This is a genomic window from Geodermatophilus sp. SMS 5-13, from assembly GCF_059428245.1.
The window spans coordinates 4,840,764-4,865,324 of the sequence record NZ_CP165729.1 but is presented as its reverse complement, the minus strand read 5'-3'; the positions used below and the strand labels follow the sequence as shown (position 1 = coordinate 4,865,324).

The 24,561-nt window shown below is 73.8% G+C and carries 22 protein-coding genes; 15 read left to right on the top strand and 7 right to left on the bottom strand.

The window, feature by feature from the left end; genetic code table 11:
* Window positions 1–98 precede the first annotated feature (98 nt).
* The 10 genes from AB3388_RS23450 to AB3388_RS23405 all read left to right on the top strand — a co-directional run bounded on the left by AB3388_RS23450 (window position 99) and on the right by AB3388_RS23405 (window position 11,668).
* The gene (locus AB3388_RS23450; protein WP_495407728.1) at window positions 99–1,172 is read left to right on the top strand and encodes a BMP family lipoprotein; all 1,074 of its coding nucleotides are present in this window, start codon (window positions 99–101) and stop codon (window positions 1,170–1,172) included.
* A gap of 202 nt (window positions 1,173–1,374) precedes the next feature.
* Window positions 1,375–2,946, top strand: a complete 1,572-nt coding sequence (locus AB3388_RS23445) for an ABC transporter ATP-binding protein (RefSeq protein WP_495407727.1) — start codon at window positions 1,375–1,377, stop codon at window positions 2,944–2,946.
* Window positions 2,943–4,109 carry an ABC transporter permease gene (locus AB3388_RS23440; RefSeq protein WP_495407726.1) on the top strand — a complete coding sequence of 389 codons (1,167 nt, stop codon included), beginning with the start codon at window positions 2,943–2,945 and terminating at the stop codon, window positions 4,107–4,109. The genes AB3388_RS23445 and AB3388_RS23440 overlap by 4 nt, the downstream gene beginning before the upstream one ends.
* Window positions 4,106–5,389 carry an ABC transporter permease gene (locus tag AB3388_RS23435; protein ID WP_495407725.1) on the top strand — a complete coding sequence of 428 codons (1,284 nt, stop codon included), beginning with the start codon at window positions 4,106–4,108 and terminating at the stop codon, window positions 5,387–5,389. Before AB3388_RS23440 ends, AB3388_RS23435 begins: the two co-directional genes overlap by 4 nt.
* Window positions 5,389–5,805, top strand: a complete 417-nt coding sequence (locus AB3388_RS23430; protein WP_495407724.1) for a cytidine deaminase — start codon at window positions 5,389–5,391, stop codon at window positions 5,803–5,805. Before AB3388_RS23435 ends, AB3388_RS23430 begins: the two co-directional genes overlap by 1 nt.
* Complete coding sequence (locus AB3388_RS23425) at window positions 5,802–7,094, top strand: thymidine phosphorylase (protein ID WP_495407723.1); 1,293 nt, start codon at window positions 5,802–5,804, stop codon at window positions 7,092–7,094. The genes AB3388_RS23430 and AB3388_RS23425 overlap by 4 nt, the downstream gene beginning before the upstream one ends.
* Window positions 7,095–7,118: 24 nt before the next feature.
* Window positions 7,119–8,048 (top strand): ABC transporter ATP-binding protein, encoded by a 930-nt coding sequence (locus AB3388_RS23420; RefSeq protein ID WP_495407722.1) that lies wholly within the window; start codon window positions 7,119–7,121, stop codon window positions 8,046–8,048.
* On the top strand, window positions 8,045–8,857 hold the full coding sequence (locus AB3388_RS23415; protein ID WP_495407721.1) for an ABC transporter permease: 813 nt from the start codon (window positions 8,045–8,047) through the stop codon (window positions 8,855–8,857). Before AB3388_RS23420 ends, AB3388_RS23415 begins: the two co-directional genes overlap by 4 nt.
* Window positions 8,858–8,911: 54 nt before the next feature.
* Window positions 8,912–9,985 (top strand): adenosine deaminase, encoded by a 1,074-nt coding sequence (locus AB3388_RS23410; protein WP_495407720.1) that lies wholly within the window; start codon window positions 8,912–8,914, stop codon window positions 9,983–9,985.
* Between the two features lie 237 nt (window positions 9,986–10,222).
* Window positions 10,223–11,668 carry a DEAD/DEAH box helicase gene (locus AB3388_RS23405; protein WP_495407719.1) on the top strand — a complete coding sequence of 482 codons (1,446 nt, stop codon included), beginning with the start codon at window positions 10,223–10,225 and terminating at the stop codon, window positions 11,666–11,668.
* A gap of 57 nt (window positions 11,669–11,725) precedes the next feature.
* Here AB3388_RS23405 and AB3388_RS23400 read toward each other — a convergent pair whose 3' ends face one another.
* The 4 genes from AB3388_RS23400 to deoC all read right to left on the bottom strand — a co-directional run bounded on the left by AB3388_RS23400 (window position 11,726) and on the right by deoC (window position 16,498).
* Window positions 11,726–13,084, bottom strand: coding sequence for a SatS C-terminal domain-containing protein (locus AB3388_RS23400; RefSeq protein WP_495407718.1), 1,359 nt, complete (start codon window positions 13,082–13,084; stop codon window positions 11,726–11,728).
* 117 nt (window positions 13,085–13,201) lie between these two features.
* Complete coding sequence (locus AB3388_RS23395) at window positions 13,202–14,062, bottom strand: aldehyde dehydrogenase family protein (protein ID WP_495407717.1); 861 nt, start codon at window positions 14,060–14,062, stop codon at window positions 13,202–13,204.
* Entirely contained in the window at window positions 14,059–15,498 is a 1,440-nt protein-coding gene (locus tag AB3388_RS23390; protein ID WP_495407716.1) for an aldehyde dehydrogenase family protein, read from the bottom strand. The genes AB3388_RS23395 and AB3388_RS23390 overlap by 4 nt, the downstream gene beginning before the upstream one ends.
* Before the next feature lie 4 nt (window positions 15,499–15,502).
* Entirely contained in the window at window positions 15,503–16,498 is a 996-nt protein-coding gene (gene deoC / locus AB3388_RS23385) for a deoxyribose-phosphate aldolase (protein WP_495407715.1), read from the bottom strand.
* 353 nt (window positions 16,499–16,851) lie between these two features.
* On the opposite strand from deoC, the gene AB3388_RS23380 reads away from it, so the two are divergent.
* The 5 genes from AB3388_RS23380 (at window position 16,852) to AB3388_RS23360 (ending at window position 21,230) form a co-directional block, all read left to right on the top strand.
* Window positions 16,852–18,081, top strand: a complete 1,230-nt coding sequence (locus AB3388_RS23380; protein WP_495407714.1) for an HNH endonuclease signature motif containing protein — start codon at window positions 16,852–16,854, stop codon at window positions 18,079–18,081.
* A gap of 40 nt (window positions 18,082–18,121) precedes the next feature.
* Complete coding sequence (locus AB3388_RS23375) at window positions 18,122–19,222, top strand: calcium:cation antiporter (RefSeq protein ID WP_495407713.1); 1,101 nt, start codon at window positions 18,122–18,124, stop codon at window positions 19,220–19,222.
* Window positions 19,223–19,280: 58 nt separating this feature from the next.
* Complete coding sequence (gene upp / locus AB3388_RS23370) at window positions 19,281–19,904, top strand: uracil phosphoribosyltransferase (protein WP_495407712.1); 624 nt, start codon at window positions 19,281–19,283, stop codon at window positions 19,902–19,904.
* Window positions 19,904–20,800 carry a Gfo/Idh/MocA family protein gene (locus tag AB3388_RS23365; protein WP_495407711.1) on the top strand — a complete coding sequence of 299 codons (897 nt, stop codon included), beginning with the start codon at window positions 19,904–19,906 and terminating at the stop codon, window positions 20,798–20,800. Before upp ends, AB3388_RS23365 begins: the two co-directional genes overlap by 1 nt.
* Window positions 20,801–20,882: 82 nt before the next feature.
* Window positions 20,883–21,230 carry a DUF805 domain-containing protein gene (locus AB3388_RS23360; protein ID WP_495407710.1) on the top strand — a complete coding sequence of 116 codons (348 nt, stop codon included), beginning with the start codon at window positions 20,883–20,885 and terminating at the stop codon, window positions 21,228–21,230.
* On the opposite strand, the gene AB3388_RS23355 is transcribed toward AB3388_RS23360, so the two are convergent.
* The 3 genes from AB3388_RS23355 to AB3388_RS23345 are packed head-to-tail and all read right to left on the bottom strand — an operon-like array spanning window position 21,227 to window position 24,497.
* Window positions 21,227–22,852: a phospho-sugar mutase gene (locus tag AB3388_RS23355; RefSeq protein WP_495407709.1), complete on the bottom strand. Its 1,626-nt coding sequence runs from the start codon at window positions 22,850–22,852 to the stop codon at window positions 21,227–21,229. The two genes, AB3388_RS23360 and AB3388_RS23355, sit on opposite strands and share 4 nt — an antisense overlap.
* Window positions 22,849–23,691, bottom strand: a complete 843-nt coding sequence (locus AB3388_RS23350; protein ID WP_495407708.1) for an NAD-dependent epimerase/dehydratase family protein — start codon at window positions 23,689–23,691, stop codon at window positions 22,849–22,851. The genes AB3388_RS23355 and AB3388_RS23350 overlap by 4 nt, the downstream gene beginning before the upstream one ends.
* Window positions 23,688–24,497, bottom strand: a complete 810-nt coding sequence (locus tag AB3388_RS23345) for a purine-nucleoside phosphorylase (RefSeq protein WP_495407707.1) — start codon at window positions 24,495–24,497, stop codon at window positions 23,688–23,690. Before AB3388_RS23345 ends, AB3388_RS23350 begins: the two co-directional genes overlap by 4 nt.
* Between the last annotated feature and the right edge of the window lie 64 nt (window positions 24,498–24,561).

The window sequence follows — 24,561 nt, the reverse complement described above, 5'->3', positions numbered from 1 at the left end:
GGCCGTGGGCCGGACGCGCGGTGGCACGGGCCCCGATGTTCCGGGGCGCGGCCCCCGCCGGACGGTGGGCGCCGCGCCCTCCCAGAGAGGAGATCGTCTTGCGCCGAGCGCGGATGACGAAGGCCGCGGCGCTGCTGCTGGCCGGCAGCATGGCCCTCGCGGCCTGTGCCAGCGACGAGGACACCAGCAGCAGCGGCGGCGGCAGTGGCGGCAGCGCCAGCAGCGGTGACCTGAAGATCGGCCTCGCGTACGACGCCATCGGCCGGGGCGACCGCTCGTTCAACGACTCGGCCTATGCCGGCGTCCAGGCCGCCATCGACGACCTCGGCGGCGACTTCACCGAGGTCACGCCCAACGAGGACGGCTCCGACCGCGCCGAGCTGCTCGCGCAGCTGGCCGAGCAGGGCTACAACCCGGTGATCGCCGTCGGCTTCGCCTACGACGAGGTGATCGCCGACGTCGCGGCCGACTTCCCCGACACCACCTTCGCGCAGGTCGACGGCTCGAACACCCTGCCCGACGGCAGCAGCAAGGGCGACAACGTCACCGGCCTGCTCTTCGCGGAGGAGCAGGGCTCCTTCCTGGCCGGTGTCGCGGCGGCGCTGAAGACCACGACGAACCACATCGGCTTCGTCGGCGGTGTCGAGACCACCCTGATCCAGAAGTTCCAGGCGGGCTACGAGGCCGGCGCCAAGGCGGTCAAGCCGGACATCGTCATCGACAGCGAGTACATCTCGCCGGCCGGTGACTTCTCCGGGTTCAACGACCCGGCGCGGGCCAACCTGCTGGCCTCGGCGATGTACCAGAGCGGCGCCGACATCGTCTACCACGCGGCCGGCGGCTCCGGGACGGGCGTCTTCGACGCCGCCGTCGCCAACAACGGCCGGGCGATCGGTGTCGACTCCGACCAGTACAACACCGTCGACGACCCCGCCCAGCAGGCGGTGATCATGACCTCGATGCTCAAGCGGGTCGACAACGCCGTGCAGGCGTTCATCGGCGACTTCGCCAAGGGCAACGTCGAGGGCGGCACCGACATCGTCAACGACCTGTCCACGGAGGGCATCGACCTGGCCACCAGCGGTGGCTTCATCGACGACATCCAGACCCAGATCGACGACTACAAGCAGCAGATCATCGACGGCACCATCACGGTTCCGACGACTCCGTGACGACGGTCCGGCGGGCAGGCGCCCGCCGGACCACACCCGACGGCGGGTCCGGGGGCGCGAGCTCCCGGGCCCGCCGTCGGGTCTGCGGCGCCTGTGCCGGCGGCCGCGGCCCCGGTGGACAGGCTCGATCCCGGGACGCCGGTGCAGCAGAGTGGACGCCGACGCCGCAGACCGCGGCCGGCGAGAACGAGGGAGAGGGCCGATGGCCACGACAGACGCCCAGGCCGCCGGTGGGGGGACCGGGCCGGACGGCGTCCCGTACGCAGTGGAGCTGCGGGGCATCACCAAGCGCTTCCCCGGCGTGGTCGCCAACCGGGACATCGAGCTCCGGGTCCGCCGGGGCGAGGTGCACGCGATCGTCGGGGAGAACGGCGCCGGCAAGTCGACGCTGATGAAGACCCTCTACGGGATGCACCGCCCCGACGAGGGCACCATCCACCTCGACGGGCGCGAGGTGCACTTCCGCAGCCCGGCCGACGCCATCGCCGCCGGGATCGGCATGGTGCACCAGCACTTCATGCTTGCCGACAACTTCACCGTCCTCGAGAACGTCGTCCTGGGCAGCGAGCCGACCAGCGGCGGGCGGCTCGACCGGGCCGAGGCGCGCCGGCGCATCGCGGAGATCTCCGACCGCTACGACCTCGGCCTGCGGCCCGACGTGCTCGTCGAGGACCTGGGCGTCGGCGACCGCCAGCGGGTCGAGATCGCGAAGGTGCTCTACCGCGGCGCCCGGACGCTGATCCTCGACGAGCCCACCGCCGTCCTCGTGCCGCAGGAGGTCGACCAGCTGTTCGGCAACCTCGCCGAGCTCAAGCGGGAGGGCCTCACGGTCATCTTCATCTCGCACAAGCTCGACGAGGTCCGCAAGGTCGCCGACGCGATCACCGTCATCCGGCGCGGCACGACGGTCGGCGAGGCCGACCCGCGGACGACGACCACCCGGCAGCTGGCCGAGATGATGGTCGGCACCGAGCTGCCCTCGCCGGAGACCCGCACCTCCACCGTGCGCCCCACCCCCGTCCTGGAGCTGCGCGACATCACGGTGCACAGCGCCGACGGGCGGACGCTCATCGACGACGTGTGCCTCACCGTCCGCGAGGGCGAGGTGGTCGGCATCGCCGGCGTCGAGGGCAACGGCCAGGCCGAGCTCGTGGACGCGATCATGGGGCTGCGTCCGCTGGCCGCCGGGACGGTGCTCCTCGGCACCGAGGACATCACCGCCTGGAGCACCCGCGCCCGCCGGGAGGCCGGGCTGGGCTTCATCCCCGAGGACCGGCACCGCCAGGGGATGCTGCTCGACGCCCCCCTGTGGGAGAACCGGATCCTCGGCCACCAGACCCGGCCGCCGGCGGTCAAGGGCTTCTTCATCGACCGCCGGGCGGCCCGCGCCGACACCGAGCGGATCATGCGCGAGTACGACGTCCGCGCCCCGGGGCCGGACACGATGGCCGTCGCGCTCTCCGGCGGCAACCAGCAGAAGCTGATCATCGGGCGGGAGATGAGCTCCACGCCGCGCCTGCTCGTCGCCGCGCACCCCACCCGCGGCGTCGACGTGGGCGCGCAGGCGGCGATCTGGGAGCTGCTCAAGGACGCCCGCGCCGGCGGCATGGGCATCCTGCTGATCTCGGCCGACCTCGACGAGCTGATCGGCCTGTCCGACACGCTGCAGGTGATGCTCCGCGGCCGGCTGGTGGCGACCCTCGACCCGGCCAGCGTCACCCCGGAGCAGCTCGGCGGGTACATGACCGGCGCGGTCGCGGCAGGTGCGGCGTGACCATCCTCCGACGGGTGGGCCTGGCGCTGCTGGGCCCGGTGCTGGCGATCGTCGCCGCGCTGATCATCTCGAGCATCGTGATCCTGCTGATCGGCGAGTCCCCGCTCACGGCGTTCCAGGTCATGCTCGACCTGGGCGACACGCCCTCGCAGCAGACCCAGTCGATCGTGGTGATCCTCAATCGGGCGATCCCGCTCTTCCTGGCCGGTCTGGCGGTGTCCATCGCGTTCCGGATGGGGCTGTTCAACATCGGGGTCGAGGGCCAGTACCGGCTCGCGACCATCCTCGCGGCGGCGGTCGGCGCGGCCGTGGCACTGCCCGCGCCCCTGCACGTCGCGCTGATCCTCGTCGTGGCGGTGGTGGTCGGCGCCCTGTGGGCGGGCATCGTCGCCGTCCTCAAGGTCACCCGCGGGGTGAGCGAGGTCATCAGCTCGATCATGCTGAACTTCGTCGCCGTCGGGCTGGCGTCCTACCTGCTGACCGGTCCGCTGCGCGGCAGCGCGGCCGGCGCCTCCATCGTCACGACGAAGGAGATCCCCTCCTCGGGCTGGTTCCCCGGCCTCAACGGCCTGCTCACCGGCCTGGGCCTCGCCGAGCCGCGCACCGAGCTCTACGGCTTCCTGCTCGTGGCGGTCGTCGTCGGGGTGTTCGTCGCCGTGCTGATCAACCGGACCCGGTTCGGGTTCGACCTGCGCGCCACCGGCCTGTCGCCGTCGGCGGCGACGGCCAGCGGGGTGAGCGCCCGGGGCATGGTCGTCAAGACGATGCTGCTGTCGGGCGCGGTCGCCGGCCTGATCGGGCTGCCCGACCTGCTCGGTGACCAGCACGAGTTCGGCACCCAGTTCAGCGGCGGCCTGGGCTTCCTGGGCATCGCGGTCGCGCTGCTCGGGCGCAACACCCCGGTCGGCATCGTGCTGGCGGCGCTGCTGTTCGCCTTCCTCGACCGCGCGGCCCTGCCGCTGCAGTTCGCCGACATCCCGTCGTCGGTGGTCACGATCATCCAGGGCACGATCGTGCTCGCCGTCGTCATCGCCAACGAGATCGCCCGCCGGCTGGCGTTGCGCTCCGCGGAACGCGTCGGCGCCGCCGCGGCCGCGCCGGCGCCCGCGGGCGGTGCCCCCGACGGCGGACGCACCGACGAGCGAGAGGGGGCGCAGGCGTGAGCGCCGTCGTCACCGAACCGCAGGCCCCGCGGACCGGCCGCGGGCAGCTGACCGACCTGCTGACCGGCGGCAGCCGCAGCCGGCGGCTGCTCCTGCTGCTCGGCGCGCTGCTGCTGCTGTTCTCGGTGGTCCGCGCGATCTCCGGCGAGCGGGCGCTGACGTCGTCCTCGACGTTCTCCGCGGCGCTGCTGCTGGCCGTGCCGATCGGGCTGGCCGCGCTCGGCGGGCTGTTCTCCGAGCGCGCGGGCGTGGTCAACATCGGCCTCGAGGGCATGATGATCCTCGGCACCTGGGGGGCCGGCTGGGCCGGCTACCAGTGGGGCTGGGGCGCGGCGCTGCTCGGCGGCGTGGTCTTCGGCGCGGTCGGCGGCCTGCTGCACGCGCTGGCCACGGTGACCTTCGGCGTGGACCACGTGGTCTCCGGCGTCGCCATCAACATCCTCGCCGCCGGCGTCGTGCGGTTCCTCTCCGAGCTGCTCTACGTCGACAACCCGGCCGGTGGCGGCGCCGCGCAGTCGCCGCCGCTGTCCAGCCGGCCGCCGTCGTTCTCGCTGCCGCTGCTGTCCTCCGGGCCGGACCTGCTCGGGTCGCTGGAGCAGCGCGGCTGGTTCCTGATCAGCGACCTGGCCGGGCTGCTGCGCGGGCTGACCAGCGGCGTCGGCGTGCTGACGCTCATCGCGGTGCTGCTGATCCCGGTGTCCTACCTCGTCCTGTGGCGGACGGCGTTCGGGCTGCGGCTGCGCTCCTGCGGGGAGAACCCGTGGGCGGCCGACTCGCTCGGCGTGCCCGTGTACCGGTTCAAGTACATCGCCGTGGTCATCTCCGGCGCGCTGGCCGGGCTGGGCGGGGTCTTCCTCGTGTTCATCGCGAACATCTACCGGGAGGGGCAGACCGGCGGGCGCGGGTTCATCGGCCTCGCCGCGCTGATCTTCGGCAACTGGCGGCCCGGGGGTCTGGCGGCCGGCGCCGGCCTGTTCGGCTACTCCGACGCGCTGCAGCTGCGCAGCCGGTCGGCCGTGGTGGCGCTGCTGCTGCTGGTCGCCCTGGTGCTCCTGGGCGTGGCGGTCTGGCAGATCGTGCGCAGCCGCATGCTGCACGCGGTGGTCGCGGCCGTCTTCGCCGCCGCCGGCCTGGTCGGCTTCCTGCTCATCGACGAGTTCCCGCCGGGGATCGTCTTCTTCACGCCGCACGTCACGACGCTGCTGGTGCTGTCGCTGGCGTCCCAACGGCTGCGCATGCCCAAGGCCGACGGCGTGGTCTACCGACGAGGAGAGCACTAGTGGTTTCCCCCAACTGGGACACCTTGCGGGCCGCTGCCCGCGAGGCGATGACGCACGCCTACGCGCCGTACTCGAAGTTCCCCGTGGGCGTGGCCGGGCTGGTCGACGACGGCCGGATCGTCACCGGCTGCAACGTGGAGAACGCCTCGTACGGGCTGGGCCTGTGCGCCGAGTGCGGCCTGGTCAGCGACCTGGTCCGCACCGGCGGCGGCCGGCTGGTCGCCGTCGCCTGCGTGGGCGGCGACGGGCAGCCGCTGATGCCGTGTGGGCGCTGCCGCCAGCTGCTGTGGGAGCACGGCGGCGCCGACATGCTCATCGAGACGGTGTCGCTGGGCATCGTGCCGATGCGCGAGGTGCTGCCGGACGCGTTCGGTCCCGACGACCTCGTGGCGGCCGGGGTGATCGAGCCCCGATGAGGAGCTTCGACGCCATCGACGTCATCCGGGCCAAGCGGGACGGCGCCGCGCTCTCGCCGGAGCAGATCCGCTGGATCATCGGCGCCTACACGCGCGGCGCCGTCCCCGACGAGCAGATGAGCGCCCTGCTCATGGCGGTGTTCTTCCGCGGGATGGCGCCGGACGAGCTCGCCGCCTGGACGCAGGCGATGATCGACTCCGGCGAGCGCAAGGACCTCTCGCCGCTGGGCCGGCCCACCGCGGACAAGCACTCCACCGGCGGGGTCGGCGACAAGATCACCCTGCCGCTGGCGCCACTGGTGGCCGCCTGCGGGGTGGCCGTGCCGCAGCTGTCCGGCCGCGGTCTCGGGCACACCGGCGGCACGCTGGACAAGCTGGAGGCGATCCCCGGCTGGCGCGCCGACGTCCACGAGGAGGCCTACCTGGCGCAGCTGCGCGAGGTGGGCGCGGTCATCTGCGCCGCGGGCAACGACCTGGCGCCGGCGGACAAGAAGCTCTACGCGCTGCGCGACGTGACCGGCACGGTGGAGTCGATCCCGCTGATCGCCAGCTCGATCATGAGCAAGAAGATCGCCGAGGGCGCCGACGCGCTGGTGCTCGACGTGAAGACCGGCTCCGGGGCGTTCATGAAGGAGCCGGACCTCTCCCGCGAGCTGGCCCGCACGATGGTCGGCCTCGGCGAGGCGGCCGGGGTCCGCACGGTCGCCCTGGTGACCGCGATGGACCGGCCGCTGGGCCGGGCGGCCGGCAACGCCGTCGAGGTGGCCGAGTCGGTCGAGGTGCTGGCCGGCGGCGGACCCGCGGACGTCGTCGAGCTCACCCTGGCCCTGGCGCGGGAGATGCTGGCCGGGGCGGGCCGGGACGACGTCGACCCCGCCGACGCGCTGGCGGACGGGCGGGCGATGGACGTCTGGCGGCGGATGATCCGCGCGCAGGGCGGCGACCCGGACGCGCCGCTGCCGCAGCCGGCGGAGAAGCACGTCGTCCCCGCCCCGGCGACCGGCACGCTCACCCGGCTGGACGCCTACGCCGTCGGCGTGGCCGCGTGGCGGCTGGGCGCCGGCCGGGCCCGCAAGGAGGACCCGGTGTCGGCCGCGGCCGGTGTCACGTGGACGGCGACCGTGGGGGAGCAGGTGACGGCGGGCCAGCCGCTGCTGGAGCTGCACACCGACGACCCGGCGCGCATCGACCGGGCGCTCGAGGCGCTGGCGGGCGCGATCGGCGTCGACACCGACGACGAGCGGCTCCCGCTGGTGATGGACCGCCTGACCCGGGCCGACATCTCCTAGATCACAGGGGGAGACTGTGCCCTCGTGACGCGTTCCTCCGCGGCCCCGGTGCTGGGTGCCGACGCCGGCCCGGCTGATCCCGCCGCGGCCATCTCGATCCGCGGGCTGGTGAAGCGCTACGGCGAGTTCACCGCCGTCGACGGGCTGGACCTCGACATCCGCCGCGGCGAGATCTTCGCCCTCCTCGGACCCAACGGCGCCGGCAAGACCACGACGGTGGAGATCTGCGAGGGGTACCGCGACCGGGACGGCGGCTCGGTGCTCGTGCTCGGCGTCGATCCCGCGGACGGCGACCGGGCGTGGAAGGCGCAGCTGGGGATCGTGCTGCAGTCGGGCGCCGGCGACAGCCAGCTGACCTGCCGCGAGCTGCTGCGCGCGCAGGCCGCGTACTACCCGGACCCGCGGGATCCCGACGAGGTGCTCGAGCTGGTCGGGCTGTCCGAGAAGGCCCGGTCCCGCGGGCGCTCGCTGTCGGGCGGCCAGCGCCGCCGGCTGGACGTCGCCCTCGGCATCGTCGGGCGGCCGACCCTGCTGTTCCTCGACGAGCCGACCACCGGGTTCGACCCGGAGGCGCGCCGGCAGTTCTGGTCGCTGATCCGCTCGCTGCGCGACCTGGGCACGACGATGCTGCTCACCACCCACTACCTCGACGAGGCCGAGGCGCTCGCCGACCGGGTCGGCGTGATCGCGCAGGGCCGGCTGGTGGAGGTCGCCGTCCCGTCCGCGCTGGGTGGCCGCGAGACGGCGCCGGCGGTGGTCAGCTGGACCGAGGTCGGCGAGCGGCGCACCGAGGCGACGGCGACACCCACGGCGTTCGTGCGCGAGCTGGCCGCGCGGTTCCCGGGGGAGATCCCCGACCTCGCGGTGGCCAGGCCGACCCTCGAGGACGTGTACCTGCGGATGATCGAGGGGCGCGAGCGGGCGTCCGAGCAGAGCGAGGGAGTGTCGCAGTGAGCACGCTCGAACGGCCGCTGCCCTCGGTGGCCGGCGTGTGGCGGATCCGGGCCGGGGTGGAGCTCAAGGAGTTCTTCCGCCAGCGCGAGTCCGTCGTCTTCACCCTCGCGTTCCCGGTGATCCTGCTGCTGGTGTTCGGCGCGGTGCTGGACTACGACATCGGCTTCGGCGTGAGCTTCACGCAGTACTTCATGGCCGGGGTGATCGCGGCCGGCATCCTCGGCGCGGGCCTGCAGAACATGGCGATCAGCATCGCCACCGAGCGCTCCGACGGCACCCTCAAGGGCCTGGCCGGCACGCCGATGCCCAAGAGCGCCTACTTCGTCGGCAAGGTCGTGCAGGTCCTCGCCGTCACCGCGGCGATCATCGTGATCCTGCTGTTCGTCGGCACCGTCTTCTACGGCGTGCCGCTGCCCTCGGGCGGCGACTGGATCACTTTCGCGTGGGTCGCGGTGCTCGGCTCCGCGGCGTGCACGCTGCTCGGCATCGCCGTCTCCAGCCTGGCCAAGAACGGCCGGTCGGCCTCGGCGACGATCACGCCGATCGCGCTGGTGCTGCAGTTCATCTCGGGCGTCTTCTTCCTGTTCAGCCAGGTGCCCCCGTGGCTGCAGACCATCGCGTCGTTCTTCCCGCTCAAGTGGATGGCGCAGGGGCTGCGGTCGGTGTTCCTGCCCGACGCGCTGGCCGCGCAGGAGCCGGCCGGGTCGTGGGAGCTGGGCCGGGTCGCGCTGGTCCTCGCCGTCTGGTGCGTGGCCGGGCTGGTGCTCTGCGTCCTGACCTTCCGCTGGCAGGAGCGCGGCGCTCGATGACTCGGTCGGGGAGGCCTCCGGGCCCTCGATCCTCGGTCGCATAACGTTCCGGACGTGCCCGCCGACCTGAACGCCGACTCGCTCCTCCGCGCCCCCAAGGTCCTGCTGCACGACCACCTGGACGGGGGCCTGCGGCCGCAGACGGTGCTCGAGTTGGCCGACGAGGTGGGCTACGGCGACCTGCCCGCCGACGACGCGGGAGAGCTGGGCCGGTGGTTCCGGCAGGCCGCCGACTCCGGCTCGCTCCTGCGCTACCTGGAGACGTTCGCGCACACCGTCGCGGTGATGCAGCGGCCGGAGGCGGTGCACCGGGTGGCCCTCGAGTGCGCCCTCGACCTCGCCGCGGACGGCGTCGTGTACGCCGAGGTCCGCATGGCCCCCGAGCTGCTCGCCGGCAGCATGCCGATCGAGGAGGCGGTCGAGGCCATGCTCGACGGCTACGCGGCCGGCATGAAGCAGGCCGCGACGGCCGGGACTCCGATCACCGTGGGCACCCTGCTGTGCGCGATGCGGCAGAACGACCGGTGGGACGACGTCGCCGGCCTCGTCGTCCGCTACCGCGACGCCGGCGTGGTCGGCTTCGACCTCGCCGGCCCGGAGGACGGGTTCCCGCCCGACCGCATCCCCTCGGCGATCGCCCTGCTCGACCGGGAGGGGGAGCACCGCACGATCCACGCCGGCGAGGCGGCCGGCGTCGAGTCGATCCGGGCGGCGCTCGACGGCGCGCGCGCCGAGCGGCTCGGCCACGGCGTCCGCATCGCCGACGAGGTGGCCGAGGACGGTTCGCTCGGCCCGGTGGCGCGACGGGTGCTCGAGGAGCAGGTGCCGCTCGAGGTCGCGCCGTCGTCCAACGTGCAGACCGGGGTCTGCGGCACGCTCGCGGAGCACCCGGTCGACCGGCTGCACCGGCTCGGCTTCGCCGTCACGCTCAACACCGACAACCGGCTGATGAGCGGGGTGTCGGTCACCAGCGAGCTCACCGACGTCGCGACGACGTTCGGCTGGACCTGGGACGACGTCCAGACGGTCACCGAGCGCGCGCTGGCGGCGTCGTTCGCCGACGACGACGAGCGGGCGCGGCTGCTCGCCGACGTCGTCCGCCCGGCGTACGCGGCGCTGCGAGCCTGATCACGCCCGGAATCTCCGGGTGATCGTCGCTGCTACCGTGGGTGTACCGGCACAAGGTCGGTCATCCTCCCGGACGGTTTGTCCGGGGACGAGCGCATCCGTGCAGATCCGGCGTTCCACACCTGGGCGCAGACGATCGCCAAGTGAGGCCGCCGGTAGTTGCGGCGGCCCTCCTCTTTCACGGGACGCGCTCCGAGCAGTATCGGAGCCCCACCCCGCATGTCTTTGGTCAACCCTGTGTCGTTCGAGTCGGACGACGCCGAGAACACCACCGAGAACACCACCGAGAACACCACCCCGGACACCGTCGAGGCCCCCGCCGGCCCGACCTTCGGCCAACTGGGCCTGCCCCAGCAGCTGGTGACCGCCCTCGAGCGGCGCGGCATCCGCCACCCGTTCGCCATCCAGGCCTCCGCCCTGCCCGACGCCCTGGCCGGGCGCGACGTGCTGGGCAAGGCCGCCACGGGCTCGGGCAAGACCCTGGCCTTCGGCCTGCCGCTGCTGGCCCGCATCGGCCAGGACGTCCGTCAGGGCCGCCGGGCCCCCCGTGGCCTGGTCCTCGTGCCGACCCGCGAGCTGGCCCAGCAGGTGCACGACAACCTCGCGCCGCTCGGTCAGTCGATCGGCGTCCAGCTCGCCACGGTCTACGGCGGCGCGCCGATGTACCGCCAGATCCAGCAGTTGCGCCGCGGGGTCGACGTCGTCATCGCCACCCCCGGCCGCCTGCAGGACCTGATCAACCAGGGCGAGGCCACGCTCGCCGACGTCGTCGTGACGGTCCTGGACGAGGCCGACTTCATGGCCGACCTGGGCTTCCTGCCCGTGGTCAAGGAGCTGCTCGACCAGACCACCCGCGACGCCCAGCGGCTGCTGTTCTCGGCCACGCTGGACGGCGAGGTCGACACGCTGGTCCGCCGCTACCTGAAGGACCCGGCCCGGCACGAGGTCAAGCGGGCCGGGGACGACGCCCCGCCGGCCGAGCACCTCGCGTTCAGCCTCGCGTTCCGCGACAAGCTGCAGGTGGCCACCGAGCTGGCCGGGCGCCCCGGCCGGACGATCGTGTTCGCGCGCACGCAGCTCGGCGTCGACCGGCTGGCCGAAAACCTCAAGGCCGCGGGGATCCGCGCCGAAGCGATCCACGGCGGGCTTCCGCAGTCGGCGCGCAAGCGCGCCCTCGAGGAGTTCACCGACGCCCGCTCGCCGGTGCTCGTCGCCACCGACGTCGCCGCCCGCGGCATCCACGTCGACGACGTCTCGCTGGTCCTGCACTACGACCCGCCGGCGGACTCCAAGACCTACCTGCACCGCTCGGGCCGCACCGCCCGCGCGGGTGCCGCCGGTGTCGTCGTCTCGCTGCTGCTGCCCGACCAGGTGGGCCAGGCCAAGCGGCGGTTCCGCCAGGCCAAGGTGGACCCGGACGTGAGCCGGATCCGCCCGGGTGACGCCCCGATCGCCGAGCTCGTCGCCAGCGGCGTGCCGGTCGAGCCGGTGGAGCGCCCGGCGCGGGAGCACCGGTCGCGCACCGGCGGCCCGCGCCGTCCGCGCCGCGAGGGCGACCGGCCGCGCCGTCCCTACGGCGAGCGTTCCTCCGGCGAGCGCGCGCAGCGCGACGGCGAGCGGGGTCCCAGCCGCTACCGCGGGCAGGGCCGCCGGCCCAACGACCGCACCTCCCGCTCCGCCTGACGTTCTCCGTGCTTTGTCGCGATCAAGTACGCGTACTTGATCGCGACAAAGCACGTCTCAGTCGCGCCAGACGAGGGCGCCGGTGACGGCGCCGACCACCTCGTCCCAGTCGCCCCTGATGGCGGCGGCGTCCTCCGCGGGCAGCGTCGCGCCGGGGTCGCGCTCCGCGCGCGCCACGGCCCGGCCCAGCGGCGCGGACGGCGCCAGCAGCTCGTCGACCCGCTTGAGCCCCGCGTACTCGGCGATGTCCCGGACGCCCTCGACCGGCTGCACGAACGCGCGGTGGTCGACCAGCCCGGCCGCGCCGTCGGCCACCTCGGTGAGCACCTCGGTCAGCTCGGTGAGGTCGTAGCGGTCCTGCTCGGCGGGCAGCGGCAGGGTGTCGGTGTCGGCGACCTCCGGCCACGAGGCGATCTCGGTGAGGTCGTGCTCCTCGGAGCCGGAGAGGAACCGCGCCAGGTCGGTCGGGGTGTCGAAGACGAAGATCTCGCCGTCGCGGCCGAGGAAGCGGGCGACGTCCTCGACGTAGCAGCGCAGCGTGACGCCCGCGGCCCCGGGGACGACGACCTCCACCGGCAGGATGCCGACGGCCTCCCAGAACTCCTGCGCGGCGGCGACCGCGGCCGGTGATGCGGTGATCCGGCTGCCCCCGCTGATCGTGCTCACCCCGGCGGCGGGGGCGGCCGGCGCAGCCGCGGCCTCCTCGGGCTCGTCGGCCGCAACCTCGAGCTCCTCGGGCTCGGCCTCGTCGGCGGCCTCGGCCTCGGAGGCGGCCGGGTAGTCCTCGAGGCGCACCGTGCCGCCGCCGGTCCAGTCCAGGTGCTCGGAGAGCTCCTCGACGACGTCCTCCCACAGCTCGTCGAGCGCGCCGCCGACGCCCACCCAGGCGTCCTCGCCGGACCGGCCGACGAAGGCCTCGACGCCCAGGCCGAGCGAGCCGACCTCGGGCCGGCCGACCAGGTCGGCGACCGCCTCGAACTGGCCCTCGGACTCCTCGTCGTCGTCCTCGTCGGTGTCCTCGTCGCCGGTGTCCAGGCACTCGGCCAGCCGGCCGACGATGTCGATGGTCGCGGCGAGCTCCTCCACCGCCCAGCGGTCGGGGTTCTCCGCGGCGATGTCGTAGACGCCGTCGAGGTCGTAGCGGTGGTCGTCGTCCGGAGTCAGGTCGGCCGCGCCCAGCCCGACGACGACCGGCCAGACCGGGTGGTCGGCCAGGTCGTGATCGGTGCGGCTGCGGCAGAACGCGGCCAGCGCGGCCGGGGTCGGGAAGAGGTGGACCTTGGCGGTGTCGTCCTCGCTGGTGCCGAGGAACGCCTGCCACTCCTCACCGTCCTCCTCCCACGGCGGCGCCCACAGGGTGAAGCCGGTGCGGTCGTCGAGGGTGAGGGCGATGGGGACGATGCTGGGCCTGGCCACGGGCCCATCCTGCCGAACGGGCCTGGGAACGTGCGTTCAGACCCCCATGGGATGCCAGGAGAAGGACCCCGTCCTCCCGACCCTTCGCAGGCTCAGGGTGGGGGCCGGGACGGGGCCTCACACGCCCATCGGATGCCAGACTGTTTTCGTCTCCAGGAACGGCGTCATGCGCGACAGGCCGGGGTCGGCGGTCCAGTCCTCGGGAGCCGCCCGCAGCACCCGCTTGATGGTGCCCGCCGCCTCCCGCTCGAACTCCATCGCCCGCCCGGCGGGCGCGCCGGTCAGGTCGATGCCGTCGACGTCGGCGTGCTCGGCCAGCCACGGGCCCAGCTCGGCGGCGTCCCCGGTGAGGACGTTGACCACGCCGGCCGGGACGTCGCTGGTGGCCAGCACCTCGCCGAGGGTGACGGCCGGCAGCGGGCGCTCCTTCGAGCTGACGACCACGGCGGTGTTGCCGCCGGCCAGCACCGGCGCCAGCACGCTGACCAGCCCCAGCAGGGAGGACTCCTGCGGCGCCAGGACGGCGACGACGCCGGTCGGCTCGGGCAGGCTGAAGTCGAAGTACGGGCCGGCGACCGGGTTGGCCCCGCCGAGCACCGACGCCAGCTTGTCGGTCCACCCGGCGTACCAGACCCAGCGGTCGATCGCGGCGTCGACGGCGGCCCGCGCCTTGGACGACGACACGCCCTCGCCGGCCGCGACCTCCGCGCAGAACTGCTCGTGCCGGCCCTCCATCACCTCGGCCACGCGGTAGAGCACCTGGCCGCGGTTGTAGGCGGTGGCGCCCGACCACTTGCCGAACGCCCCACGGGCGGCGACGACGGCGTCCCGGGCGTCCTTGCGGCTCGCCCAGGCGGCGTTGGCGAGGAAGGCGCCCTTGGCGTCGGTGACCTCGTAGGTGCGGCCGGACTCCGAGCGCGGGAACGCGCCGTTGACGTAGAGCTTGTAGGTCTTGCGGACGGCGAGGCGGTCGTTCACTTGGTCCCCTTCAGGTAGGCCGCCAGCCCGTGCCGGCCGCCCTCGCGGCCGTAGCCGGACTGCTTGTAGCCGCCGAAGGGCGACGTCGGGTCGAACTTGTTGAACGTGTTGGCCCAGACCACGCCGGCGCGGAGCTGGTCGGCGATCTTGAGGATCCGCGAGCCCTTCTCGGTCCAGATGCCGGCCGAGAGCCCGTAGGTCGTGTTGTTCGCCTTCGCCACCGCCTCGTCGGGGGTGCGGAAGGTGAGGACGGACAGCACCGGGCCGAAGATCTCGTCGCGGGCGATCCGGTGGGCGGGGGAGACGTCGGTGAACACGGTCGGCGGGAACCAGTAGCCGCGGTCGGGCAGCTCGCAGGCCGGCTGCCACTTGTTCGCGCCCTCGGCCTCGCCGATCTCCGACAGCTCGCGGATGCGCGCCAGCTGCTCGGCGGAGTTGATCGCGCCGATGTCGGTGTTCTTGTCCAGCGGGTCGCCGACGCGCAGCGTGCCGATCCGCCGCTGCAGGCTGGCGATCACCTCGTCGTGGATCGACTCCTGCACCAGCAGCCGGGAGCCCGCGCAGCAGACGTGGCCCTGGTTGAAGAAGATGCCCTGCACGATCCCCTCGACGGCCTGGTCGATCGGGGCGTCGTCGAAGACGATGTTCGCCGCCTTGCCGCCGAGCTCGAGGGTGAGCTTCTTGCGCGTGCCGGCGACCGCGCGGGCGATCTGGCGGCCCACGTCGGTCGAGCCGGTGAAGGCGACCTTGTCGACGTCCCCGTGCTCGACGACGGCGCGGCCGGTGTCACCCGCGCCGGTGACGATGTTGACCACGCCCGGGGGCAGGTCGGCCTGCCGGCAGATCTCGGCGAACAGCAGGGCGGTCAGCGGTGTGGTCTCGGCCGGCTTGAGGACGACGGTGTTGCCGGTGGCGAGCGCGGGCGCGATCTTCCACGCCAGCATGAGCAGCGGAAAGTTCCACGGGATGACCTGGCCGGCCACCCCGAGCGGCTGCGGCGCCGGGCCGAGGCCCGCGTAGCCGAGCTTGTCGGCCCAGCCCGCGTGGTAGAAGAAGTGCGCCGCCACCAGGGGGACGTCGACGTCCCGGGACTCGCGGATCGGCTTGCCGTTGTCCAGCGACTCCAGGACGGCGAACTCGCGGGCCCGCTCCTGCAGCAGCCGGGCGATGCGGAAGAGGTACTTGCCGCGGTCGGCCGGGCGCATCGGGCCCCAGACCTTGGTGAACGCGCGGCGCGCGGCGCGGACGGCGTGGTCGACGTCGGCCTCGCTGCCGGTCGCGATCTCGGAGAGGACCTCCTCGGTCGCCGGGTTCACCGTCTTGAACGGCGTCCCGGTGCCGTCGACGAACTCGCCGTCGATGAACAGGCCGTAGGACGGCGCGATGTCGACGATCGACCGCGACTCGGGGGCGGGGGCGTACTCGAACACGGTCATCTGCCTAGTCCACGCTGACGTAGTCGGGGCCGGAGTAGTGGCCGGTGCGGAGCTTCTGCCGCTGCAGGAGCAGGTCGTTGAGCAGGCTGGAGGCGCCGAAGCGGAACCAGTCGGGGGAGAGCCAGTCGGCGCCGGCGGTCTCGTTGACCAGGACGAGGTGCCTGACGGCGTCCTTCGTCGTCCGGATGCCGCCGGCGGGCTTGACGCCGATCTGCCGGCCGGTGGCGGCGCGGAAGTCGCGGACCGCCTCGAGCATCACCAGGCAGACCGGCAACGTGGCGGCGGGGTTGATCTTGCCGGTGGAGGTCTTGATGAAGTCGGCGCCGGCGAGCATGGCCAGCCAGCTCGCGCGCCGGACGTTGTCGAGGGTGACCAGCTCGCCGGTCTCGAGGATGACCTTGAGGTGCGCGTCGCCGCAGGCCTCCTTGACCGCGACGATCTCGTCGTGGACGTCGAGGTAGCGGCCGGCGAGGAATGCGCCGCGGTCGATGACCATGTCGATCTCGTCGGCGCCGTTGCCGACCGCGTCCTGGACGTCGGCGAGCTTGACCGCGCGGCTGGCCCGGCCGCTCGGGAACGCGGTGGCGACGGCGGCGACGTGGATGCCGGTGCCCTCGAGGGCCTCCCTGGCGACGCCGGCCAGGTCGCCGTAGACGCAGACGGCGGCGACCTGCGGCGCGGTGAGGTCGGTCGGGTCGGGACGGCGGGCCTTGGCGGCGAGGCTCCGTACCTTGCCGGGAGTGTCCGCGCCCTCGAGCGTGGTCAGGTCGACCATCGAGATCGCGGTGTCGATGGCCCACGCCTTGGCCGTGGTCTTGATGGACCGGGTGCCGAGCACTGCGGTCCGGGCCTCCGCGCCCACCTGGTCGACGCCCGGCAGGCCGTGGAGGAAGGCGCGGAACGCCGAGTCGGACCGGGTGACGTCGTCGTACGGCGGCATGGGCCCGGCGATGGGCCGCGCGTACGCCGACGGCGCGTCGGGCTCGAGCACGTGGGTCATGCCGATCATTGTCCCCTGACGGGCGTGCCGTCTCGACGCCGCTCACCCGGCCGGACGGCGGCCCAGCGAGGAGCGGAACCGTCGTCTCGCTCGACCGTTGCGGTCTCCGGGTGTGGCCGGTGCGTGGGCGCGAGTCCTGCCGACGCTCGACCCGGACGCCACGTACGGGTTCATGAGCCCGGAGCAGTGCCGCGAGCGGTACGGCCGCGAGCCGTTGCACTAGACCTGAGCCGGGTGTCCGTCAACCTCCACCAAACATGTGTGGATAGGCGGCTGACCTGGGGATTCAGGTCGCGGGACGCTCCTCGGATCGGTATGCTTCGAACGTCTGATCGAGTATCGGGGAGGTGTTCGTGGACGAGTTCACGTCGGTGCTTGACGCCCTCGCCGACGAGGACCTCCACGCCCTGACCGGGCCGCAGTTGCTCGACCGCACCCGGGCACTGGTCGCCGAGCGCAACCGGATCGACGCAGAACTGGCCCGCACCGTGCGCGTCGCGGACGGCCTGCGGGCGTTCGCCGGGGATGGGATGGCCACGGCGCAGTCGTGGCTGCGCGGGCACTGCCGGCTCTCCGGCAACGCGGCGTCGCGCGTGGTGCGCCACGGCCGGGCGCTGGAGCAGCTGCCCGCCGTCGCCGCCGCGCACGCGGCCGGGGAGCTCACCTCAGATCAGGTCGATGCCATCGGCAAGATCACCGGTCCGCGGCCGGTCGCGCTGGCCGCCGCCCAGGGCATCGACCTGACCGAGGTCGCCGCGGTGCTGGCCCGCTTCGCCGCCACCCAGCCGCACGAGGACCTGGTGAAGCTGGTGCACCAGGTGCTCGCCCGCCTCGACGCCGACGGCCCCGAACCCGATCCCACCGAGGAACGGTTCCTGACCTTCGCCAAGCACGCCGACGGGTCGGGCACCGGCCGCTTCCACCTCGACCCGCTGGGCATGGAGAAGCTGCAGGCCGCGATCGAGTCGCTGCTGCAGGCCCACCGGCCGGCCGGCGATGCGCGCACCCGGCCCCAGCAGCAGGCCGACGCCCTCGTCCAGCTGGCCGACATCCACCTGGGCTGCGGCACGCTGCCGCTGCTGCGCACCGTCAAACCCCAGGTCGCGGTCCGGGTGAACAGTGAGGACCTGGCCGACCCGGCCACCGGCAGGGGCGCCGCGCGGGCCGGGTTCGGCGCGGTCCTCTCCGCCGCCCGCGCCCGGCAGCCGGCCTGCGACGCCGAGCTGCGCCGCTATCTGCTCTCCGCCGACGGTGAGCTGCTCGACTACGGCCGCGCCCAGCGGCTGGTCACCCCCGGCCTGCGCAAGGCCGTCGAACTCCGGGACGAGCACTGCGTGTTCGCCGGCTGCGATGCCCCGACCCACTGGTGCGAGGTTCATCACGTCGTGCATTGGCTCTTCGGCGGCGAGACCTCCGCGGAGAACTCCGCGCTGCTGTGCGAGCGGCACCACACCCAGGCCCACCACGGCTTCCGCGTCGAACGAGACAGCAGCGGACGCTGGCACACCTACCGGCGCGACGGCACCGAGATCCTGGTCCTCCGCCCATCGGCCGACGACCCAGGGCTCGCCCGCGCCGGCTGACCGAGACGGTCCTGCAACGTGCGTGTGTCAGCGTGGGGTCATGGCGACCGCGACCCGGCACCACCCACTGCTGACCTGGACCACGGCCGTACCTCTGCTCTCGCTGATCGTGCTCGTCGCGACCTGGGGCAGGTCGTTGCCCTTGGCCGTCGAGCTCGTCGTGGCGATCGTGCTGATGGCCGCGGTCCTCGCCGCCGTCCACCACGCCGAGGTGGTGGCGCACCGGGTCGGGGAGCCGTTCGGGTCGCTGGTCCTCGCCGTCGCGGTGACGGTCATCGAGGTGGCGCTGATCGTGACGCTGATGATCTCCGGCGGCGAGGATGCGGCGTCGCTGCCGCGGGACACCGTCTTCGCGGCGGCGATGATCACCTGCAACGGCATCGTGGGTCTCTCGGTGCTGCTCGGGGCGCTCCGGCACAACGTGGTCGTGTTCAACGCCGAGGGCACCGGCGCGGCCCTGGCCACGGTCACGACGCTGGCCGTCCTGAGCCTCGTGCTGCCGACCTTCACCATCGGCCGGGAGGGCCCGCAGTTCTCGCCGGCCCAGCTCGCGTTCGCCGCGGTGGCCTCCCTGGTCCTGTACGGCGCCTTCGTGCTCACACAGACGGTGCGGCACCGCGACTTCTTCCTCCCGGTGGCCAACGGCCGTGCCCCGGTGGAGGACGAGCACGCCGCGCCGCCGAGCGCCCGGGCCGCGCTCATCAGCCTCGGCCTGCTGTTGGTCGCGCTCGTCGCCGTCGTCGGGCTGGCGAAGGTGGAATCGCCCGCGATCGAGGACGCCGTGGCGGGGGTCGGCTTCCCGCAGTCGTTCGTCGGGGTGGTCATCGCGCTGCTCGTCCTGCTGCCGGAGACGCTGGCCGCCGCGCGCGCCGCCCGCCGCGACCGGCTGCAGATCAGCCTGAATCTGGCCTTCGGGTCGGCCATGGCCAGCATCGGGCTCACCATCCCGGCGATCGCCATCGCCTCGATCTGGCTGGAGGGGCCGCTGCTGCTCGGGCTCGGGGCCACGCAGATGGTCCTGCTCGCCGTCACCGTCGTCGTCGGGATGCTGACCGTCGTCCCCGGGCGCGCGACCCGCCTGCAGGGCGTCGTCCACCTGGTGCTCCTGGCGGCCTTCCTCTTCCTCGCCGTCAACCCGTGAGCCCGGGATCGTGCCAGCGCCGATGGCGCCGGCGCACCCGGCCGATACGGTGGCGCCCGTGCAGCTGACCGTCGTCGACCACCCGCTCGCCCGTGCCCGGCTCTCCCGCATGCGGGACGAGCGGACCGACAACGCGAACTTCCGGGCCTCGCTGCGGGACCTCACGCAGATGCTGATGTACGAGGCGACCCGCGACCTGCAGCTCGCCGAGGAGCCGATCACCACGCCGGTCACCGGGACGACGGGCTACCGGCTGGCCGCGCCGCCGCTGATCGTGCCGGTGCTCCGGGCGGGCCTCGGCATGGCCGACACCGCCCACCGATTGCTGCCCGAGTCGCAGATGGGCTTCGTCGGCCTGGCCCGCAACGAGGAGACCTTCCAGCCGGAGGCCTACATGGCCTCGCTGCCGGAGTCGCTGGTCGGCCGCGAGGTGTTCGTCCTCGACCCGATGCTGGCCACCGGCGGTTCGCTGGTGCACTGCTGCGGCCTGCTCACCGGCCGGGGCGCCTCGTCGATCACCGTGCTCTGCGCGCTCGCCGCCCCGGAGGGGCTCATGCGCCTGGAGGAGAGCGGCCTGCCCCTGCGGGTGTTCACCGCCAGCGTCGACAACGGCCTGAACGACAAGGCCTACATCGTCCCGGGCCTGGGCGACGCGGGCGACCGCCAGTTCGGCGCCGTCTGATGCGCTTCGGCGTCCTCGGCACCGGCTTCTGGGCCGAGCAGGTCCACGCGGCCAGCCTGGCCGAGCACGGGGACGCCGAGCTGGTCGGCGTGTGGGGCCGCGACCTCGCCAAGGCCAAGGCGGTCGGCGCGCAGTTCGACGTCCCGGGCTACGCCGACGTCGACGCGCTGCTGGCCGATGTGGACGCCGTCTCCTTCTCGGTGCCGCCCGCCGTCCAGGTGCCGCTGGCGATCCGCGCCGCCGAGGCGGGCAAGCACCTGCTGCTGGAGAAGCCGATCGCGCTCACCCTCGAGGACGCCGACCGCCTCGTCGCCGCCGTCCGGGACAACGGGGTGGCCTCGGTCGTCTTCTTCACCTTCCGGTTCCAGGCGGGGACGGCGACCTGGCTGGCCCAGGCGGCGCGGACGAAGGTCATGGGCGGCGCGGGCAGCTGGCTCGGGAACCTCTACGAGCCGGGCAGCCCGTTCGCCGACTCGCCGTGGCGCAAGGAGCAGGGCGCGCTCTGGGACATCGGTCCGCACGCGCTGTCGCTGTTCATCCCGGCGCTGGGCCCGGTGACCGCGGTGCAGGCCGGCGCGGGGCTCGGCGACACCGTCCACCTGGTGCTGCACCACGAGTCCGGCGCGGCCTGCACCGTCACCCTCTCGCACACGGTCGCGTCCATGTCGAGCGGCATGGAGTTCTTCGTGCACGGCGACGCCGGCCGGATCACCCTGCTGCCCGAGGAGCGGGCGGCCAAGGCCGCGCACTCGGTCGCCGTCGAGGAGCTCACCGCAGCGGCGGTCACGGGCGGCACCCACCCGGTCGACGTCGGCTTCGGCCGCGACGTGGTCGCCGTCCTCGCCGCCGCGCAGCGGGCGCTGGACTCCGGCTGCCGCGAGCCCGTACCGCGCTGAGAAATCGGGGGAGCGATGGGCTTCGGGCAGTGGTACGTGCGCCGCGGGCGCATCTCTCGCGTCACCTGGTGGGACGCACTACGTGATCCCGATCGGGATGCTGGGCACGCTGGCGGGGATCGCCGACTCCTTCCTCGGCTACCCGGTGACCGTCCGCGTGTCCGCTGCGGAGCCGGTCGTCCAGTACGTCGGCGGACCGGTCAGCGTGCTCGTCGCGCTCGTGGTCCTGGCGCCGGGGGTGAGCGCGACCGTCGCCCGGCTGCACGACCGCGGCCACTCCGCCTGGTGGCTGTGCTGGCTGCTCGTCCCCGTGCTCGGCGACGTCGTGCTGTTCGCGCAGGTCGCGTGCCTGCGCGGCTGCCCGCTCCCCAACCGCTACGGGCCGCCCGTACCGGTGGGGCAGGCGGGCACCGTCGCCACGCGCGGCTAGAGCCCGAGGGCGGCGGCCATCTCGGCGCGCAGCTGCTCCAGCTCCTCCTCGCCTCGGCCGCGGGCGGCGATGACGCCGGCGTCGTCGTGCACCGGGACGACGGTCTCCAGGTAGGCCTTGAGCTTCGGCTCCGTGCCGCTCGGGCGCACGATCACGCGAACGCCGTCGCCGAGCAGCCGGACGGCGTCCACCGCCGGCTCCTCGGTCAGCAGGTCGGCGAACTCCACCGGGCGCCCGAGCAGCGCGGCCGGCGGGTGTGCCCGCAGCCGCGCCATCGCGCCGCCGATCAGCGAGAGGTCCTCGACCCGCACCGACAGCTGCCCGGTCGCGAACAGCCCGTGCTCGCGGGCGAGCTCGTCCAGCCGGTCGAGCAGCGTGCGGCCGTCGGCCTTGAGCTCGGCGGCCAGCAGCGACACCGCCAGCGCCGCCGAGATGCCGTCCTTGTCGCGGGCCACGGACGGCGCCACCGCGTAGCCCAGCGCCTCCTCGTAGCCGAACACCAGCGGCGCCTCGTCGGACCCGGCCCGCATGATCCACTTGAAGCCGGTGGGGGTCTCGGCGGACGGCACGTCGTGCGCCTCCGCCAGCGCGTGCAGCAGTGAGCCGCTGACCAGCGAGAACGCGTACGTGCCGCGCAGCCCGCGGCGGAGCAGCCAGTCGGCCAGCAGCCCGCCGACCTCGTCGCCGGTCAGCTGCCGGCCGTGGCAGACCACGGCACAGCGGTCGGCGTCGGGGTCCTCGGCGATCGCGACATCGGCGCGGATCTGCTCGGCGAGGGCCTTGAGCAGGTCGGTCGCGCCCGGCTCCTCCGGGTTCGGGAAGGCGACGGTCGGGAACGCCGGGTCGGGACCGTCCTGCTGGGCCACGGTCACCGGCGGCTTCAGCCCGGCGGCGGCGAAGACGGCGCGGGTGGTGTCGGCGCCGACGCCGTGCATCGCGGTGTAGGCGACGGTCAACTCCTCGCGCAGGCTCGCCGGCACCGCCGAGGGGTCGAGCGCCCGCACGACCGCGGCGACGTAGTCGGCCTCGAGGTCGTCCCCGAGGGTGTGCCAGTCGTCGCTGCGGGGGACGTCCTTCGCGGCGCCGACGGCGGCGATCGCCGCCTCGATCAGCGCGTCGGCCGGCGGCACGAGCTGCCGGCCGTCGCCGAGGTAGACCTTGTAGCCGTTGTCGTCGGGTGGGTTGTGGCTCGCGGTCACCATCACGCCGGCGACGCAGCCGAGGTGCCGGACGGCGAAGGACAGCACCGGCGTCGGCAGCGCCCTCGGCAGCACCTGGACGGCGAACCCGGCGCCGGCGAGCACCTCGGCGGTGATCCGCGCGAACTCGTCGGAGCGGCGCCGCGCGTCGTAGCCCACGACCACCCCGCCGCCGGCGTGCCCCTCCTGCGCCAGGTACGCGCCGAGCCCGGCCGCCGCGCGGGTGACCACCGCGGCGTTCATGCCCGCCGGCCCGGCCCGCAGCGGCCCGCGCAGCCCCGCCGTCCCGAAGGTCAGCGGGCCGGCGAACCGCCGCGCGAGCTCGTCGACGTTCGACGCCTCGATCAGCGACGCGATCTCCGCACGGTCGCCCTCGTGCGGGTCGTCGTCGGCCCAGTCCCGGGCGACGTCGAGCAGGCTCACGGCTCCTCCGGGGCGGCGACCTTCGCCTCGATGACGTCGGCGTCGAACGCCGGCAGCACGTACTCGCCCCCGACGCGCGCGTGCACCGGGTCGGCGAGGTCCGGCTCACCGTGCACCTCGGTCAGCGCCGCGGCGTAGACCTCGGCGTCGTCGGCCGGTTCGTAGCCCAGCGCCCGGGCCGCCGAGAGGTCCCACCAGTTGCGGGTGTTGTCCGAGACGCCCCAGACGACGGCGAAGCCGGGGGCGGGCGCGGTCAGCGCGGCGTCGACCAGCGCGACCGCGTCGGCGGGGGAGAGCCACGTCGACAGCTGGCGGGAGTTCGTCGGCTCGGGGAAGGCGCTGCCGATGCGCAGGCAGACGACGTCCATGCCGTAGCGGTCGGCGTACAGCGAGCCCAGCGCCTCGAGGGCCACCTTGGCCGCGCCGTAGTAGGTGTCCGGCCGCGGGGGCGCGTCGGCCTCGCGCAGCAGCCCGGCGCCCGGCCGTGGGGTGAACCCGGTGGCGTGGTTGCTGCTGGCCAGCACGACCCGCCGGACGCCGGCCCGGCGGGCGGCCTCCAGGGCGCAGTAGGCGGTCTCGATGTGCCCGCGGCTGATCGCCGGCCAGGTCGACTCGCCCGAGTTGCCGGCCAGGTGCACCACCGCCACGGCGCCCTCGGTGGCGTCGACCATCGCCTCCAGGTCGGCGGCGTCGGCGACGACGTGCTCCTCGCCCGGGCGGGTGTCCACGATCGGCACCACGTCCAGGCAGCGCACCGCCCAGCCCCGCTCCGGCAGCCCCCCGCGCAGCACCGTGCCGATGCGCCCGGCCGCGCCGGTCACCAGCACGGTCCCGCTCACGGCAGACGCCCGATGAACTCCACCAGGAACTGCCCGAGCCGCCCCGCGGCCGCGCGGCCGGCCGCCAGCACCTCCTGGTGGTCCAGCGGCTCACCGGTGATCCCGGCGGCGGCATTGGTGACCATCGACAGGCCCAGCACGTCCATGCCGGCCGCCTTGGCCGCGATCGCCTCCAGCGCCGTCGACATGCCCACCAGGTCGGCGCCGAGGCTGCGCAGCATCCGGATCTCGGCCGGCGTCTCGTAGTGCGGGCCGGGCAGCGCGGCGTACACGCCCTCGGTCAGTGCCGGGTCGATCGCGCGGGCCAGGGCGCGCAGCCGGGAGGAGTAGAGGTCGGTGCAGTCGACGAAGTGCGCGCCGACCAGCGGGGACGACGCGGTGAGGTTGATGTGGTCGCTGATCAGCACGGCCTGGCCGACCTGGTGCTCGGGCGCCAGCCCGCCGGCCGCGTTGGTGAGGATCACCGTCCGCGCGCCGGCCGCCGCGGCGGTGCGCACGCCGTGCGCGACCGCCTGCACGCCGCGGCCCTCGTAGAGGTGGGTGCGGCCCAGGAAGAGCAGCACGCGCTGGTTGCCGACCCGCACCGACCGCACCTCCCCGCCGTGGCCGATCGCCGTGGGCGCGGCGAAGCCGGGCAGCTCGGCGATGGCGACGGAGGCGCGCGCGGGGCCGAAGGCGTCGGCTGCCGGCGCCCAGCCCGAGCCCATGACGACGGCGACGTCGTGCTCCGACTCGAGGGCGGCGGTCAGGTCCGCGGCCGCGACGGTCGCCAGCTTGGCGGGATCGAATCCGGGCAGGGGCTCCACGGACGGCACGCTAACGCAGCGCCCGCCGCGGGTGCCGGTCGGTTGACCAGGCCGCGCAGGGCGG

What these genes read in the sequence shown, in the direction of transcription:
- AB3388_RS23445 (WP_495407727.1), top strand. Translation starts at nt 1,375, where the DNA reads ATGGCCACGACAGACGCCCAGGCCGCCGGTGGGGGGACCGGGCCGGAC.
- AB3388_RS23425 (WP_495407723.1), top strand. Translation starts at nt 5,802, where the DNA reads ATGAGGAGCTTCGACGCCATCGACGTCATCCGGGCCAAGCGGGACGGC.
- AB3388_RS23390 (WP_495407716.1), bottom strand. Translation starts at nt 15,498, where the DNA reads ATGACCGTGTTCGAGTACGCCCCCGCCCCCGAGTCGCGGTCGATCGTC.
- deoC (WP_495407715.1), bottom strand. Translation starts at nt 16,498, where the DNA reads ATGACCCACGTGCTCGAGCCCGACGCGCCGTCGGCGTACGCGCGGCCC.
- AB3388_RS23375 (WP_495407713.1), top strand. Translation starts at nt 18,122, where the DNA reads ATGGCGACCGCGACCCGGCACCACCCACTGCTGACCTGGACCACGGCC.
- AB3388_RS23365 (WP_495407711.1), top strand. Translation starts at nt 19,904, where the DNA reads ATGCGCTTCGGCGTCCTCGGCACCGGCTTCTGGGCCGAGCAGGTCCAC.